Source organism: Sodalis sp. (in: enterobacteria), assembly GCF_051710625.1.
In the GTDB taxonomy this organism is placed as follows: domain Bacteria; phylum Pseudomonadota; class Gammaproteobacteria; order Enterobacterales; family Enterobacteriaceae; genus JBPESN01.
On sequence record NZ_JBPESN010000010.1, the window covers coordinates 21,935 to 39,064 of the forward strand.

A 17,130-nucleotide genomic window follows, 5' to 3' on the forward strand; every position below is an offset into this window, starting at 1 on the left:
CACAAAGGCAGAAAATACGGCCCTTCTGGGCTCGTTGAAAATAAAAGCGACGCAATCGCGATGGATAGATAATGGCGCGCTACGGCCTATTAAAGGAGAGTGTTATTCGATGTGTTAACTTGCCGCCAATTTATAATAAAGTGCATACCAGCATAGCGTCTGTTTAAATTCGGGCAAGCGTGTTTTATTATCAATCATTATTAATTCAATATTATTCATTTCCGCGTACAGACGCAGCGGTTCAAGTGTAAGCGCCTGGCTGAACACCGTATGATGCACGCCGCCTGCGGTGATCCAGGCCTGCGCTGCGACCGCCAGCGACGGCTTGTCGCGCTAGACGGCGCGTGCCACCGGGAGCTTAGGTAGGGGTTGCGGTTGTTCGACGGTATCCACCACGTTGACCAGCAGGCAAAAACGGCTGCCCAGATCGATAACCGAGGCCACCACCGCCGGCCCTGCGGGCGTCGAAAATAGCAGGCGCGCCGGGTCGGTTTTACCGCCGATGCCGAGATACTGCGCATCCAGCAGGGGTTTCTCTTCGCGGGCGATGCTCGGACAGACTTCCAACATATGCGAACCCACCACCAGATCGTTACCCGGCTCGAAATGGTAGGTGTAATCCTCCATAAACGAGGTACCGCCCGGCAGTCCCGACGCCATGACTTTACAAATGCACAGCAGGGCCGCGGTCTTCCAGTCGCCTTCACCGCCAAAGCCCCGTTCCATGAGACGCTGTACCGCCAGTCCCGGCAACTGCCTTTAGCCCGTGCAAATTCTCAAAATTGGTGGTAGAAGCGTGACAGCCGGCCTGTTCCAGAAACTGCTGCAATCCAAGCTCAATACGCGCCGCATCCAGCAGATTCTGCCGTCCCTCGCCGCCGGTTTGCACCTTTGGCGTGAGGATATAGCGTGATGCATATTCGTCGATTAGCGCAGCCAGGTCGCCATCGCTGACCGCATCCACCACCGACACCAGATCGCCCAACCCATAAACGGTGACCGAATAACCAAATTGGGTTTGGGCGCTAACCTTGTTGCCTTCGGTGACCGCCACTTCCCGCATATTGTCACCGAAACGGGCAACCACCAACTGCTGGCTTTCCTGATGGCCGAGCGCCGCGCGCATCCAGTCGCCGATGCCCGCATGGGTACGGAGATCGCGCCAGTGATCGACCACCACCTGATGCGCCAGCTTCATACGCGCGCCGATAAAACCGAATTCACGACCCCCGTGGGCAGTTTGGTTCAAGTTCATGAAGTCCATGTCCATGGTCTGCCAGGGAACCTTATCGTTGAACTGGGAATAAAATTGCAGCAACGGTTTGTGCAGAATGCTCAGCCCGCCAATCCACATTTTGGCCGGCGAAAAGGTATGCAGCCAGGTCAGCAGGCTCAGGCAGCGGAGCTGGTAATTGGCGTCACGACAAAGGGCGAGAATTTGATCGGGGGATGTCACCAGCGGCTTGAGCACCAATTTTAACGACAGGCCGGCGCCATTATTCAAACCATCAACCACCGTTTCAGCGTGGTGCTGCACCTGGCGCAGGGTTTCTTTGCCGTACAGGTGCTGGCTGCCGATGACGAACCATACTTCATAATTTTGGCAGATTTTCATCATGACTCCTGAAAGTTTCCATCGTATAAGGGACGGGGCAGCACGCCGGCCCGGCTCGCGGCTGTTCAGCCGGTATCGCCCGCCGCCGCGGCGAAAAGCGGCTCGGCCTGGGTCGCCCACTGGCGATAACGCTGGTACAGCTTGTCGAAATGCTCTGCGCGCCGGGCATCGGGCTGCAGGGTGCGCTCAATCGGGCTGGCCATCACGCGCTGGGCGCCGGCGATATCGGGAAATGCGCCCGCCGCCACCGCACCAAAAATGGCGGCGCCGAGGGCGCAGCACTGGTCCGAGGCCACCAACTGCAGCGACCGATTCATCACGTCGGCGCAGCCCTGCATGATGATAGGCTATTTACGGGCGATGCCGCCCATGACCAGCAGGTTTTCCACCGAAATAGCCTTGCTGCTCGAAACATTCCCATTCCATGATGGCGCGGGCGCCAAAGGCCGTTGCGGCAATGAGACCGCCGAATAGCGCGGGCGCGTCGGTGGCAAGCGTCAGACCGGTCACCACCCCCCTGCAAACGTTGGTTTGCATAAGGGTTGCGTCAGCCGTTGAACCAGTCCAGTACCACGGGCAGATGATCCAGCTGCGGGTCCTGTGCCCAGCTTTCCGCCAGTCTGGACAAAAGGGCCTCCCGCACCGGTTCGAGCGTTGCGGTCAGTGCGGGGGCGGCCTTGATGGCCTGCTGCAGCGGCCAGTCCAGCAGGCGGGCGAACCAGGCGTAAATATCGCCAAACGCCGATTGCCCTGCCTCAAGCCCTATGAGGCCGGGCACAACACTACCGTCGACCTGGCCGCAGATGCCGGCGATGGCGCGCTGGCCAACGCGGTCAGGGTCGGCGATGAGAATGTCGCAGGTGGATGTGCCAATCACCTTCACCTACGTCTAAGGCTGTGCGCCCGCGCCGATATGGCAATCGAAGGCGCCGCCGGCAATGGCCACCTGTTGTGACAGGCCGAGTCTGGCCGCCCAATCTGCGCACAATCGGCCCACCGGTTGTTCCGCCGTCTGGGTTTCGCTAAACAAAGGCCAGGTCAGGTGCTGGGTTAAACGGGTCAAGGGCATTAAAAAACGTGGCTGGCGGCAGTCCGCCTTAGTCAGGATGCCACAGGGATTTGTGACCGGCGGCGCAGCGGCCCCGTCGCAGCGGCGCCGGGTGGGTGGTGCCGGATAAGACCGCGGGGATGCAATCACACAGTTCAACCCAGGAGGCGGCCTGCTGGCGCACGGCCTCATCCTGCCGGGTGATGTGCAGGATTTTGGCCCAGAACCATTCCGAGGAGTAGACGCCGCCGATATAGCGGGTGTAGTCCCCCAGGCCAGGCTGGCGGCACAGGCGCGTGATGGCCTCGGCTTCATCGATGGCGGTATGGTTTTTCCACAGCACAACATGGCATTGGGGTCATCGGCAAAATCGGGGCGCAGCGCCAGAACGCGGCCTTTGGCATCCACCGGCGCCGGCGTCGAACCGGTCGTGTCAACACCGATACCGACGATCTGCTGGCGCTGCGCAGGGGTAAGTTACCCGATGACAGCTGTCAGGGCTTATTCCATTGATTCCAGATAATCTGCCGGATGATGACGGAACTGATTGGCGGCGGGACGGCTGAACAGACCGGCCCGCCAGCGCGGATATCATACCGCTTCGGTTGCCAGCTCCTGGCCGGTGGCACAGGAAACCGCCAGGGCGTGAACCGAGTCACTGCCAAAATCCAGTCCCAGACTGATGGCCGCCTTCTTCATCTTATTCTCCCTTGCCCGCTGCGTTACCGACGCGCGCAAGTGAGGAGGGGTTAGCTGCATGTATGCACAAACCTGCCGCTTATGACGATTTTGTGAGCAATTTCAAAGGTTAATAGTAAGTTAAATCAGCGGAATATATGGAGTTATCTGCTGTAATTGAGAAATGTGATAACGCTCTACATTTAGCCGGCATTAACAGGCTAAAACTACCCCGGTCTGTCTCCCGGCGGGCGCTATTATGCAGTATTAACACGCATTATTGCCGGTGGAAGTAAACCGAAGATTCTATGAGGACGTTTACACACTCGCCGACAACGAAGCACGATGATAACTAAAATCGGAGAATCACATGCATAAATTCACTAAGGCGTTAGCGGCTATCGGATTTGCCGCGGTTATGTCTCATTCGGCTATGGCTGACAATTTGAAACTCGGCTTTTTGGTGAAACAGCCCGAGTAACCCTGGTTTCAGACCGAATGACGTTTCGCCGATAAAGCCGGCAAGGATTTGGGTTTTGAGGTAATCAAAATCGCCGTGCCGGATGGCGAAAAGACGCTGAACGCCATCGACAGCCTGGCCGTCAGTGGCGCGAATAACTTTGTTATCTGTACGCCGGATCCCAAGCTCGGATCGGCGATCGTGGCCAAGGCCCGCAGCTATAATCTGAAAGCTATCGCCGTAGATGAGCAATTTGTTACCGCCAAAGGGAAACCAATGGACAGCGTGCCGCTGGTAATGATGGCCGCCACCAAAATCGGCGAGCGTCAAGGACAGGAACTCTGGAAAGAGATGAATAAACGTGGCTGGAAGGTCCAGGACACCGGCGTGATGGCGATTACTGCCAACAAGCTTGATACCGCCCGCCGTCGGGCCTCGGGTTCCATGGACGCGCTGTATGCCGCAGGTTTTCCGGAAAAGCAGATCTATCAGGTACCCACCAAATCGAACGATATCCCCGGCGCCATTGACGCCGCCAACTCGCTGTTGGTGCAGCACCTTGAGGTGAAAAACTGGCTGATTATCGGCATGAATGATAATACGGTGCTGGGCGGCGTTCGCGCTTCGGAAGGACAGGGCTTCAAGGCCTCGAATGTCATAGGTATCGGCATTAACGGCGTCGACGCGGTGAGCGAACTGTCAAAGGCTAACGCAACCGGCTTCTATGGTTCAGTGCTGCCGAGTCCGGATGTGCATGGCTATAAAAGCATTCAAATGTTGGATCAATGGGTCACCAAAGGCGCGGAGCCGCCGAAATTCACCGAAATGACCGATGTGGTGCTTATCACCCGCGACAATTTTAAACAGGAGCTGGACAAGAAAGGGCTGTAACAGCCCTGTCGGCTGACGGGCCGCCGCGGGGCGGCCTGTCTCATAATGACGTCATTCCCTCGCCGCTGCTCCGGCCGCCAGGGTTAAAGGCGCGGCTATCCGAGAATGTATTCATGACTACGGCATCCCCCTACCTGTCGTTTTGCGGTATTGACTGACGAAGTTTTTCTCGGCGTTAAGGCGCTGGACGCCATCAGTTTTGATTATTACGCCGGCCAGATTCATGCCTTGATGGGCGAAAATGGCGCCGGCAAATCGACTTTTTTGAAAATCCTCAGCGGCAGTTATACGCCGTCGCAGGGGAAGATTCTGATAAAAAGTCAGCCAGTATGATTCGTTACCACCACCGATGCACTCAACGCCGGCGTCGCCATCATTTATCAGGAACTGCATTTAGTACCCGAGATGACGGTGGGGGAAAATATTTACCTGGGCCAATTGCCTCACAAGGGCGGGCTGGTAAACCGCCGTATTCTGCATTATGAAACCCGGCTGCAGCTGGCGCATTTGGGATTGGATATCGCGCCGGACACGCCATTGAAATATCTCTCCATCGGCCAGTGGCAAATGGTGGAAATTGCCAAGGCAGCTGGCACGGAATGCGAAAATCATCGCCTTTGATGAACCGACCAGTTCGCTATCGGCAAGGGAAATAGAGCAGTTGTTTCGCGTCATTCGCGAACTGCGCGCCGAAGGACGGGTTATTTTGTATGTCTCCCATCGCATGGAAGAAATTTTCGCTCTGAGCGACGCTATTAGCGTATTCAAGGACGGCCGCTACGTGCAAACGTTTACCGACACCGCCTCAGTGTCCCACGACCAATTGGTGCAGGCGATGGTCGGGCGCGAACTGGGGGACATTTACGGCTATCAACCACGGCCCCATGGCGAGGTGCCGCTGGCGTTGAATGCCGTTCGGGCGCAGGGCGTGAAATTTCCCGTGTCGCTGAGCGTCCACGCCGGTGAAATCGTGGGTTTGTTCAGTTTGGTCGGCGCCGGACGTAGCGAATTGATGAAAGGGGTATTTGGGGTACGCGTCTGCTGGGCTGGGAACTGCTGCTGGATGGACAGCAGCTCACCTTTGACAGTCCCGGCGACGCCACTCGTCACGGTCTGATGCTTTGCCCGGAAGATCGCAAAACCGAGGGCATTATTCCGGTACATTCGGAACAGGAAAATATCAATATCAGCGCCCGACGTAAATTTCTGCGCGCCGGGTGCCTCATCAATGCGCCGTGGGAAGCGGAAAACGCCCAACATTATATCGCGGCGCTCAATATCAAAACGCCGGCGGCGACGCCGCTGATTATAAATCTTTCCGGCGGCAATCAGCAAAAGGCCATCCTTTTGGCCGTTGGCTGTCTGAAGATATGAAAGTCATCATGCTCGACGAACCGACCCGTGGCATTGATGTCAGCGCCAAACATGAAATTTACGCGGTTATTTATGCCCTGGCCTAGCGCGGGATTGCCGTGCTATTTGCCTCAAGCGACCTGCCGGAGGTGCTTAGACTTGCTGATCGTATCATCGTGATGCGCGAAGGGGCCATCTCCGGCGAATTACGCCATGACGAGGCCACCGAGCAAAAAGCGCTGAGTCTGGCCATGCTTACCACTCCTGATACCCGCGCCGCCGATGCGCTGCTCTGACCGGGAAGGAGTCACTCATGTTTACCGTTACCTCTACCCCTGCAAAAGCCCATAAACCCCGTGGGATTAGCTGCATTTGGGACAATTACGGCATGCTGGTGGTGTTCGCGGCGCTGTTTGTCGCCTGCGCGATCTTCGTGCCCAATTTCGCCAGCTTTATTAATATGAAAGGGTTGGGCCTGGCGATTTCCATGTCGGGCATCGCGGCCTGCGGCATGCTGTTTTGTCTGGCCTCCGGAGATTTCGATCTCTCGGTGGCGTCGGTGATTGCCTGTTCGGGCGTGACCGCCGCGGTGGTGATTAACATAACCGAGAGCCTTTGGATCGGGATGGCCGCCGGTTTGCTGCTGGGGGTGATTTCCGGGCTGGTGAATGGCGTGGTGATCGCCTGGCTGAAAATCAACGCGCTTATCACCACGCTTGCGACGATGCAGATCGTCCGCGGCCTGGCTTACATCATTTCCGATGGCAAGGCGGTCGGCATTGAGGATGAGCGGTTTTTTGTGGTGGGTTATGCCAACTAACTGGGGCTGCCGGCACCCATCTGGATAACTGTGCTATGTATGATCCTGTTCGGTTTTTTGCTCAACAAAACCACATTCGGGCGCAATATACTGTCTATCGGGGGCAATGAAGAGGCCGCCAGGCTGGCGGGCGTGTCGGTAGTGCGCACCAAGATCATTATTTTCGTGCTATCAGGGCTGGTGTCGGCGGTGGCGGGCATTATTCTGGCCTCAAGGATGACCAGCGGCCAGCCGATGACCTCGTTCGACTGTGAGCTTATCGTCATCTCCGCCTGCGTGCTGGGGGGCGTCTTGCTCAAGGGCGGTATCGGTAAGATCTCCTATGTTGTGGCCAGGGTGTTGATCCTGGGTACGGTGGAAAACGCCATGAACCTGCTTAACATCTCGCAATTTTCTCAATATGTGGTGCGCGGGGGCATTCTGTTGGCGGCGGTCATCTTCGACCGCTACAAACAAAAGGCCAAACGCACGCTGTAGCGGGCCGGTTTCACGCGTCGGGAGGAAAGGTGTATCATCGAATTAATCATGAAACGCAGTCGAACCCGCTATTACCGGGGTATGCCTTCAACGCTTATCTGGTCGCCGGCCTGACGCCCATTATCGCCAATGGCCCGCTGGACTTTTATATTGACCGCCCTGAGGGGATGAAGGGCTATATACTCAATTTGACCATCAAGGGTCAGGGACGGATTTTTGAAGGGGATCAGGTTTTTATTTGCACTCCCGGCGATTTGCTATTATTCCCGCCGAAATCCGCCCATTATTATGGCCGCTCTTCCGACGCGGATTGCTGGTATCACCGCTGGGTGTATTTCCGTCCCCGGGCTTACTGGGCTGACTGGCTGGAATGCCACAGTAAGGTGCGCGATATCGGCCGGCTACGGTTGGGCAGCGAAGCGCTGGTCACGGAATTTGATCGTCTGCTGTTGCGCGCCATGGAAAAAGATCCGCAAAGCCCGAATAAAATTATGGATCCGCGCTTCATCGAAGCGTGCCAGTTCATCACGGAGCATTTGTCGGGTGAATTGCGCATCGACGAAGTCGCCCGTCACGTCCGCCTGTCGCCGTCACGCCTGGCCCATTTGTTCCGGCAGCAGGTGGGCATCAATATCCTGCGCTGGCGGGAAGAACAGCGCGTCATCCGCGCCAAACTGCTGCTGCAAACCACGCAAGAGTCGATCGCCACCATTGGTCGCGTGGTGGGCTATGATGATCAGCTCTACTTTTCGCGGGTGTTTCGCAAGCGGCTAGGCGTCAGCCCGCGCGACTTCCGGCGTAAGAGCAGTGAAATCAACTACCCGGTGAAAGAACTCCAGCAAGTGGTCAATTGGTCTGCCAGAAACGAAAAGGCTATCGTGAGCGGCTAATTTATTGATATTGTTGTTCGGTGAACTTAACGCCGCCGGGGCATTGCCGCCGGCGGCGTCAACGTCAATCAAGGACAACCTATGGCTGACACGCTTCGTATCGGAATCATTAGCTATGGTTTCGCCAGTAAAACTTTCCATGCCCTTTTAATTAACGCAACGCCGGGACTGACCCTGACCGCCATCTCCTCAAGCGAGGCCGGCAAGGTGCACGCCGACTGGCCACAGGTCACGGTGGTTGATGATCCGCAACAGTTGATTCATCGTGACGATGTTGACCTGATAGTCATTCCTACCCCCAACGACACGCATTTTCCGCTTGCCTGCGAGGCCTTGCTGGCGGATAAGCATGTGGTGGTGGATAAGCCGTTCACCGTAACGCTATCCCAGGCGCAGGAATTAAACCAGCTCGCCAGCTCGCCTGCGCGCGCAAGCGGGTATTGTCGGTGTTCCATAATCGCCGCTGGGACAGTGATTTCCTGACCCTGCAGCAGTTGGTCAATGCCGGGACCTTGCGAGAGATTAAGTATTTGGCCTCACATTACGATCGATTCCGGCTTGAAGTGAAGGATCGCTGGCGCGAGCGCCCCGGCGCCGAATCCCGTGTCGGCCGAGGATGCTATTCAAGTGATGGAAATCATCGAGCAAGGCATCGAGAGCGCCGAACAACGTAAAATGTTACCGGTGAAAAACGGCTGATCCCGCGACCGGGTGAGGTGAAAAACTATCGGTTCAGGTCGTCATGAACAATTGAGGGAAAAACTGTTTCTATGTCCTGGTTGCAACGTTTGCGTATAGAGTAAGTTTCTATTGGTGCTCATTTGCGTGGTGCCCCTGGCGTCATTTTTTCCCTGTCGCGGCATCGCCCGGGTGATCTTTGAAAATTTGACCACCGCCGCCATCGCATTGCTGTTTTTTATGCACGGCGCAAAATTATCACGGGAAGCTATTCTGGGCGGTATCGGCCACTGGAAGTTGCATGTGGTAATGTTTCTCAGCACCTTTGCCTTATTTCCGCTGCTGGATCTGGCGATGAAAGTCTTCGTGCCCATCTTGCTGTCAAACAGCGTGTATATGGAGTTTTTGTACCTGTGCACGCTGCCGGCAACGGTACAATCGGCAATTGCATTCACCTCCGTAGCGGGCGGAAATGTGGCCCCCGCGATTTGCAGTGCTTCGGCCTCCAGTACTCTCGGCGTCTTTCTATCGCCGGTGCTGGTCGGGCTGCTCATGCACACCCAGGAAGGGGGGCGGGCGGTCATGATACGCTGCACGCTATCGGCTCGATTATATTGCAACTGATAGTGCCCTTTATCATCGGCCACGCGTCACGACCGCTCATCGGCGGTTGGGTCGCGCGGCATAAAAAGCTGGTGAATATGACTGACCGGCCATCCATTTTACTGGTGGTGTACGTTGCCTTCAGCGCGGCGGTAGTGGAGGGCATCTGGCAGCAAATCACCGACTGGACGCTGGTGGCGATCCTGGCGTTCTCGCTGGTGCTGCTGGCCTTAGTACTGATGCCAATACCTATACCGCCCGATGGATGGGGTTTGATACGCCGGATGAAATTACCGTCGTGTTTTGCGGCTCGAAGAAGAGTCTCGCCAACGGCATCCCTATGGCGAACGTCTTGTTTCCCGTCGCTATGGTGGGGACATTGGTATTGCCCTTGATGATTTTCCATCAGTTGCAATTAATGGTATGTGCGGTTCTCGTTCAACGTTACGCACGTAAGCAGGCCGCATTAGCGGTCGCGGCACCGGATGCGGGACGTCGGCCCTGATGGACCACCGGGGGGGCCGTCGCCGCCCGGCGCCCCAGCGTGCTGTGGCAGAGGGTGACACAAGCATAAATTGGCGCAAACACAGGCTGGTGCAAGCATGGGTCGACGCAGGGATAGGTTGGACTCAAGCAATGGAGGTCTGCCTGCTTGGGCGGTGTGTGGGCGCCAGAGTATCTCGCCGGCCTGCTTGTTGGGGCCGACGCGGCGCTGTTTTCACTCATGCTTGGTTATTGCGCGCCGTTCAGGCGCTGCGCGCGGTAACACAGGGTATCCCTGCCGCTGTTTAGCGCCGCCACGCAGGATAGGTGAAAAACAGCAGATGACACATATTTAGGGCAAAATGTACCGCCGCCGCCACCCACAACTTACCGCTCCACTTCCATGCCAGGCCGTACACCAGGCCCGCCAAACCGACAAAAATTAGCATTAACAGTCCGGATTGAAGATGCGCCAAGCCAAACAAAAGCGCGGTAATCACTAAAGCAGGCAGGACACCGGTAAACTGTCCCACCCGGCGTTGCAGGTAACCGCGGAACAGCGCTTCTTCCGCCAGCGCCACAAAAAACAGATTGTCCAGCATGAAGTTGCCCAGCCATACCGGCGCGTGCATTTCCGGTTTCAGACCGCCGCGCGCCACGGCTAATAATAACAGGCCGGGAACACAAAGCAGTAATAGCACCCATCGCCATGGCGCGACATTGGCCTGCGCCGGGGTGGTAAACAGCGAGGGAACACAGCCGAGCAACGAGAAGGGGATCAGCGCTTTATCCAGGCCATAATAGAGAGTAAACGGCTGGCTGTGTGGCCCGGCCTGTACCCCGTCGAGTATTCTGGGGGCGCTGAAACTCGGCGCCCAATGCATGAATAGCATTATACTGGCGATAACCATCAAGCCTTCGCAAGCGATGGCAGTCCCCTTACGGTTTTGATAACGCATGCGAAGCAGAGCAATCAGGCCCGCCAGCGTCAACAGCACCAACACCGCGCGGAAATTGAAAAAAATGGCCGGAAGCGATAGGGGGAATAGATATTCCATGAGCGTTACTCCTGTTTATTATAATCCGTTTAGATTTATCTTTTTCATGGGAAAAGTCGCTATATTGCAAAAGCCGCTAGATTAAAAGAGTTGTCAGGGATTTTGTTAATTGACATTACCGATAATATGAAGGCGCAAAAAACATTACGCCAGTAAATGGCTATTTTTTGCACCTTGCTTAATTTTTAGCGTGCGGATAAATAAGAGTGGGAGGGAAAGTTATCACGTCAGTGAGAATAGATTGACCCCCAGTACTTGCGCAGATAAGACCTAGGATGTAATCGTTTTGACCACGTTAGCCGGACGATGAGATAAGTCTTTTGAGGTGATGGACGCATGGTTGTATCAGACGTCTCAAACGCGCAACGGCGCGGAATCTGGCCGGCCAGAGGGCTCCTGCCGGCGCTTACGCCGCGGGTCATAAGCCGTAGATTATAAAACAAACAGGTTATGGAATAATTTTATTAGTTACAACATACACTGATTGATCTTAAATGAACATAATATCCCGGCAGAGAAAACGTGATAAAAACAAGATTGCTCAGTAATTCTCCTTTTGTTCAAGCCACGTTTAATCAGACGGCAGGAAAATATGGCAGAATACAGCGCCTTACCCTTTAGTCTTTTGTCCGCCTCCCCTTTTCGGCAATCGCGGGGGTCGCGCCAGAATAATGTACTGCTGCTGTACAGGACGTCTAGCTCACTATGACAGGTTATTTTTCTGGCCAAAACGCTGAGTTTATTTCCTGGCCGGGGTCGGTCTGGCCTATTGTCTTTCGTCCACCGAGTACCGCCGCGCTGGCCGTTAATAACGCAGGGCAGAGGAATATTGCTGTAGCGCCGGCAATACGTTTCTCGCCGTTTGCGGTGGTGTCATGTCCGCCGGTCCGGCCGGCGGTCGGTCAAAGAATACCCCCTGGCAATGTCGGTAGATTACTCCGCAGCGGCGTACCCGGTGGTGGCGCGAAAAGGGGGCTTCAGGACAGCCTTCCGCGCCCTGTCTAGCTGACCAGGGCGAACGTGCAGGCTCGGCGGGCGAGTATAATTGTGGGGATAAGCGAATGTCGTTAGGGTCGAGGGTTCCTCGGCGCTTGCTGTTCGTTATCGCCGGTACGGTGCTGATGGCGGTAACGGCGCTAGCGTGGCTGATACTGCGTACGCCGCACGCAAATTTTCTCACGGCGCCGGTTCACCGCGGCGATATACAGGTGCTAGTGCAGGCTACTGGCAAGCTTGAAGCCGTCAAAAGCGTCAGCGTCGGTGCTCAGGTGTCTGGCCAGATTACCGCGCTGCACGTTGCCAACGGCGATCGGGTGGAGGAGAAGGGCCAGCTTATCGCGGAAATCGACGATTCCAACCAGATCAATGAGCTCAGAATTGCTCAGGCGGCGTTACGGGTCTTTGAGGCGCAGCGCGCGGCCAAAAGTAGCCGCGTTGAAAAAAGCCACGCTGGCTTATCAGCACCAGCAGCGCCTGTGGCGTAACGATGCCAGTTCGCGCAAGGCTTATGAAGAGGCGGAAACGGACCTGGCGACGGTCCGCGCCGGCATTGACGAGTTGGATGCTTAAATCGTGCAGCCCAACATCAAAGTGGACAAGGAAAAGGTTAATCTCAGCTACACCCGCGTGTGACCGCCCCCGTAGCGGGAATTGTGGTGGCGGTTATCGCCCGCGAAGGCCAGACGGTCAACGCTGTGCAAAGCGCGCCGATTATCGTAAAACTTGCCCAACTGGATACCATGACGGTCAAAACACAGATTTCCGAGGCCGACATTACCCGCATCGCCCCGAATCGACCGCTGTTTTTTATCATTTTCGCCGAGCCTGACCATCCCTATCACGCCCGTCTGCGCGCCATCGAACAGGCGCCGGAGAGCCTAAACAAGGAGGAGGATACGACGCGCATCGACAGTACCAGTAACGACGCCGTTTACTATAATGCGCTTTGATGTCCCCAATCCCGATCACCGGCTGCGCATCAATATGACCGCTCTGATGTCGCTTATCGTCGATGACGTGAAGGATACCTTACTGATCCCCTCGGCGGCGCTGACCCATTCAGAAGGCAAGGGACTTTATACGTTGCAGGTGCTGGTAAAGGGTAAGCCCGTCGCGCGTCAGGTCAAAATCGGTCTGAACAATTTTGTCGACGCGCAGGTGCTGTCCTGCCTGCAGGCGGGCGAGCAGGTCATTCTGGCCCAGGATGAACCGGCCGGCCACGGGGGTGTGATGACCACGCCGCTAATTGAACTTCAGGGGGTCAGCCGAAGCTATTGCCAGGGCGATGCGACAGTCAACGTGTTGAACGATATTCATCTGCGCATTAATCCCAGGGAAATAGTGGCGATTATTGGGTCTTCAGGATCGGGAAAATCGACTTTGATGAATATTCTGGGCTGCCTCGACAAACCCAGCGGCGGTGAATATTGCATTTGCGGTCGTGATGTCGCCGAGCTCACCCCCGATACGCTGACGGCGCTGCGTCGTGAGCATATCGGCTTTATCTTCCAGCGCTATCATCTCATGCCTGAGCTCAGCGCCGTGGGCAATGTCGAGATTCCGGCGGTATATGCCAACCGCCCACGCCAGGAACGGCGGCGGGGCGAGCAGCGGCACTACTGGATCGGCTGGGTCTTGCGGGTAAACATCATCATCGCCCGGCGCAGCTGTCAAGCGGTCAGCAACAGCGGGTGAGTATCGCCCCCGCGCTGATGAACGGCGGCGAAATCATTCTTGCGGACGAGCCGACGGGAGCGTTGGACTCTGCGTCCGGCAAGGAAGTGTTAGCGATACTTACAGAGCTGAACCGTCAGGGGCATACGCTGGTGATCGTGACCCACAATATGGCGGTGGCCCGGCATACCCGCCGCATTATCGAGATTCGCGATGGGCGATTGTCGCGGACACGCGTACCGATCAAACGCCGCTGACGCCGCTGATGAAACCGCGTTCAGCGCTACCCGGCGCGCGAGCGGGGTGCAGTTTGCCGACAGAGTGCGCGAGTCGCTGCATATGGCGCTGAAAGCGATGAATGCCCACCGCATGCGTACACTATTAACCATGGCCGGCATTGTGTTTGGTATTGCGGCCGTCGTCACGGTGGTGGGGCTGGGGGAAGGTGCGCGGGAGCGAACGTTACGCCGCATCAATTTTCTCGGTACCAACGTTATTAGTATTTACCCCGGCAAAGATTTTTTTGATGAGAATGCGGGGGCCATTCGCACGCTGGTCCCGGCTGACGCCGCGGCGCCCGCCCGCCAGGGTTATGTGGACAGCGTGTCGCCGGAGTTGGGGACCTCCGCGCCCCTGCGTTACCGCAATAAGTCCGCCAATGTGGATGTGATTGACGTGGGAGAAAGCTATTTCCGCGTTAGAGGCCTTTCCCTGGCTGAAGGGTGGCCATTTGCCTCGCAACAGGTGGCGCAGGCGACGACAGATGCCATTATCGACGATAATGCCCGCCGCACCCTCTTCGCCGCCACCGGGCAGTCGCCGCTTGGCCAGACGCTGTTGCTTAATACGATGGCGGTCCGGGTCATCGGCGTTGCGTCCGCTGATACCAACGTCATGGAATATCGCTCTGACCGCATCCATATCTGGTTGCCTTATACGACGATACTGCATCGGCTCATGGGGCAGCAGCACGTCAATGGCATCGTCGTGCGCACGGGGCCGGTATTGATAATGCGGTGGCGGAACGCGGCATTGAACAACTGATGCTTCAGCGTCATGGCGTCAAGGATTTTATGCTGTTCAACGATGACAGGATCCGCCGTTCGGTTATGAAAACGTCCATGACATTCAGCGTGCTGATTGCGATGGCCGCGATGATCGCGTTATTTATCGGCAGTCTTGGCGTCATGAATATCATGTTGGCCTCGGTCACCGAGCGTACCCATGAAATCGGCGTCAGAATGGCGGTAGGCGCCCGGCGCGGCGATATCATGCGGCAATTTCTTATCGAGGCGGTGCTGGTTGCTTGACCGGAGGCGTACTGGGCGTCCTGCTCGCCCTGAGCGGCGGTGCGCTGTTTAGCGCATTGGAGGGGGATATTTTCCCGATGGTTACCTCCTGGCCGGCAGTATCGGGCGCATTCCTGTGCGCCTGCGCTATCGGCATGGTCTTCGGCTATTGGCCTGCGCGCACCGCGGCCCGTGTTAGCGGCGGCGAGGCAACGTCCGTATCAGGCACAGGCGAGCGTGGCGCAACGCGTGGACAATTAGCGCTAGCGCGAGATGGCGGTGCGGGTCTGGCTTGCAGCCTGGGCGCATGACCCGCAGGCGCAACGGGATTCCGCGCTAAATCGATAAGCGAGCTAGGTAAACTGGCGGCGTGACAACGGTGATGATTCGGCAGGCGCGTCAACATTTTCGGCGTGAGGTGCGGCGTCCTGTCGCCGTAGGCGCGGCTCTATCAATGTGATGGGTGGTCAAATAGTCTTTGGGCGTAGAAAGGCGGCCCTTGCGTGCAGGGGACGAATGCGCTGCTAACCTTGTGGGGAAAATATCATCCTCATTTTATCAGGCTATGTCCGCGAAAAGACTCAACTATAACGCCGCCGCGGCCAGCCCGCAGCAAATACCCTGTTCTAACGCCGCGTTACATTCCGACGCTAACGCAAGCATTCACCGGGTAACCTCTATCGCCAATGCTCCTGACCGCCTGAAGCTGTTGTCGCCGGATACCCCGTCCAGCTACGTGTCCGACGCGGGCCTCCCGTGGGAACAGGATGCGGCATTGGCCGAAATTATGGCCCGCGGTGGAATGTTGCTGGAGCAGGTCCGGCGTCAGCAAGAAAAAAAGCCCCCGGCGCCCCCTTCCTGTTGTTGGCGATTGACCTCCAAAAAGGGGCTATTTTGGGGTGGGCTGATGTTAAGCGGCGCAGGTATTGTCGGCGCGTGGCGTGCTTTTCAATGGCTGAGATCCTCGGCCGGTTATGATGACGACGGTGCACGGCCAGAGGCCCTGCGGTACGCGGGTGATCTTGCCCATCCTGCGGCAGGCGTCGACGACACACATTTACCGACCGTGCCTGCAAACCCGTATTCGGCGCAGGCACCCGCAACGGACGAAGGGGCGCACGCAACACATGCACCCGCCGCGGATGAAGCATTCCTCTCTTTAATCGTCACCGCAGGCCTTGAAGACGATGCCGCCTGATGCGAACGAACCGCAGGAACTCCCCCACGCCGCTGCCTATGTGGCGCTTCCTCCGCCGACCACCACCACGGCAGCGCCGGTCCCGGACGAGGTGAAAAAGGTCAAGCTGGATTTTTCCTGCTTTGAGCAACGGGAAACCCTGACGGCGGCCGACATTTTGCGTCAAATCGGTAAAACCCTGAAAAACCCGGTGGCGGCTCTGGCGGAAGAGTCACAGATTATCTACTTTTATCAGCATGTTGGGCGCTGTCCGACCGAAGGCGAGGTCGCCAAGCTCGCCAATATTACTGACAAAGTCGATGCGGTCATTTCCGCGGTGGTCGCGCTACTGCCCGGATCGCAACCGCTGGTCATCGCGCAAAACATTGGCGGTCCGTTGTTGAAAATGATGGCTGACGACCTCGACGGCAAACCCGTGGATGGCAACGATGTTGAGGGAGCCAATAACCAGATCTTGTTGCTGGCCAAATCTATCGTTGCGGCCTCGTCGAAAGACCACCGCGGTGACCCGATCGCCAGCAACTAACATTACCCAAGAACACCTTTGTGTCCGGTCAAACGCTGGCGACCAGACTGGACGGTACTGTGGCAACTAAGCTACCGACAGGGACGCTTTTACGCCTGGCGTGACGGCGTGGAGCAAGAAGTGCGTTACGACATCAAGACGGCGCGGTGGGAGGCGGCGGATGCACAGTCCCTCCCGGTGGCTCAGGAGCGAGATCGGGCCTATCACATCCAGCAGCGTATCATCAGACAGCTTGCGCTGAGGGTAAAGTCGGTAAGGCTGGTAGCCCGGGAGGCACAGGGGGGGCAAGCCTCTATGACGTCACGCTGGCCGACGGTCAGGGCAGGCAAATCTGCATCAAGATAGCGGATCAATTTTTGCCGATAAGACAACATCCCCGCCATCTTTTCT

7 protein-coding genes and 8 pseudogenes are annotated in these 17,130 nt (G+C 56.8%); 12 read left to right on the forward strand and 3 right to left on the reverse strand.

The window, feature by feature from the left end; all coding sequences use genetic code 11:
• Positions 1-114 precede the first annotated feature (114 nt).
• Together araA and ACTBDU_RS04765 are read right to left on the reverse strand one after the other, a co-directional pair.
• Positions 115-1,615, reverse strand: a pseudogene (gene araA / locus ACTBDU_RS04760) (L-arabinose isomerase).
• A gap of 65 nt (positions 1,616-1,680) precedes the next feature.
• Positions 1,681-3,362 (reverse strand): annotated as a pseudogene (locus ACTBDU_RS04765) (ribulokinase).
• A gap of 349 nt (positions 3,363-3,711) precedes the next feature.
• Here ACTBDU_RS04765 and ACTBDU_RS04770 point away from each other — a divergent pair.
• From ACTBDU_RS04770 to ACTBDU_RS04795, 6 genes and pseudogenes are all read left to right on the forward strand, one after another.
• A pseudogene (locus ACTBDU_RS04770) lies at positions 3,712-4,692 on the forward strand (substrate-binding domain-containing protein).
• 113 nt (positions 4,693-4,805) lie between these two features.
• A pseudogene (araG, locus tag ACTBDU_RS04775) lies at positions 4,806-6,341 on the forward strand (L-arabinose ABC transporter ATP-binding protein AraG).
• Positions 6,342-6,358: 17 nt separating this feature from the next.
• Positions 6,359-7,342: pseudogene (araH, locus tag ACTBDU_RS04780) on the forward strand (L-arabinose ABC transporter permease AraH).
• Positions 7,343-7,371: 29 nt separating this feature from the next.
• Positions 7,372-8,232: an arabinose operon transcriptional regulator AraC gene (gene araC / locus ACTBDU_RS04785; protein ID WP_438805718.1), complete on the forward strand. Its 861-nt coding sequence runs from the start codon at positions 7,372-7,374 to the stop codon at positions 8,230-8,232.
• Positions 8,233-8,313: 81 nt separating this feature from the next.
• Positions 8,314-8,840: pseudogene (locus ACTBDU_RS04790) on the forward strand (Gfo/Idh/MocA family oxidoreductase); the annotation flags it as partial.
• Positions 8,841-9,002: 162 nt separating this feature from the next.
• Positions 9,003-10,018: pseudogene (locus ACTBDU_RS04795) on the forward strand (bile acid:sodium symporter family protein).
• A gap of 283 nt (positions 10,019-10,301) precedes the next feature.
• Here ACTBDU_RS04795 and ACTBDU_RS04800 read toward each other — a convergent pair.
• On the reverse strand, positions 10,302-11,054 hold the full coding sequence (locus tag ACTBDU_RS04800) for a lysostaphin resistance A-like protein (RefSeq protein WP_438805719.1): 753 nt from the start codon (positions 11,052-11,054) through the stop codon (positions 10,302-10,304).
• A 1,061-nt stretch (positions 11,055-12,115) separates the two neighbouring features.
• Here ACTBDU_RS04800 and ACTBDU_RS04805 point away from each other — a divergent pair.
• The 6 genes and pseudogenes from ACTBDU_RS04805 (at position 12,116) to ACTBDU_RS04830 (ending at position 17,085) form a co-directional block, all read left to right on the forward strand.
• Positions 12,116-12,538, forward strand: coding sequence for a hypothetical protein (locus ACTBDU_RS04805; protein WP_438805720.1), 423 nt, complete (start codon positions 12,116-12,118; stop codon positions 12,536-12,538).
• A gap of 144 nt (positions 12,539-12,682) precedes the next feature.
• Positions 12,683-13,003, forward strand: a complete 321-nt coding sequence (locus ACTBDU_RS04810) for an HlyD family efflux transporter periplasmic adaptor subunit (protein ID WP_438805721.1) — start codon at positions 12,683-12,685, stop codon at positions 13,001-13,003.
• Positions 13,004-13,283: 280 nt separating this feature from the next.
• Positions 13,284-15,213, forward strand: a pseudogene (locus tag ACTBDU_RS04815) (ABC transporter permease); the annotation flags it as partial.
• 368 nt (positions 15,214-15,581) lie between these two features.
• The gene (locus ACTBDU_RS04820) at positions 15,582-16,214 is read left to right on the forward strand and encodes a hypothetical protein (RefSeq protein ID WP_438805722.1); all 633 of its coding nucleotides are present in this window, start codon (positions 15,582-15,584) and stop codon (positions 16,212-16,214) included.
• A complete protein-coding gene (locus tag ACTBDU_RS04825) occupies positions 16,204-16,740 on the forward strand; it encodes a hypothetical protein (protein ID WP_438805723.1) in 537 nt (178 codons plus the stop codon). The genes ACTBDU_RS04820 and ACTBDU_RS04825 overlap by 11 nt, the downstream gene beginning before the upstream one ends.
• 18 nt (positions 16,741-16,758) lie before the next feature.
• Complete coding sequence (locus tag ACTBDU_RS04830; RefSeq protein ID WP_438805724.1) at positions 16,759-17,085, forward strand: hypothetical protein; 327 nt, start codon at positions 16,759-16,761, stop codon at positions 17,083-17,085.
• The last annotated feature ends 45 nt before the right edge of the window (positions 17,086-17,130 follow it).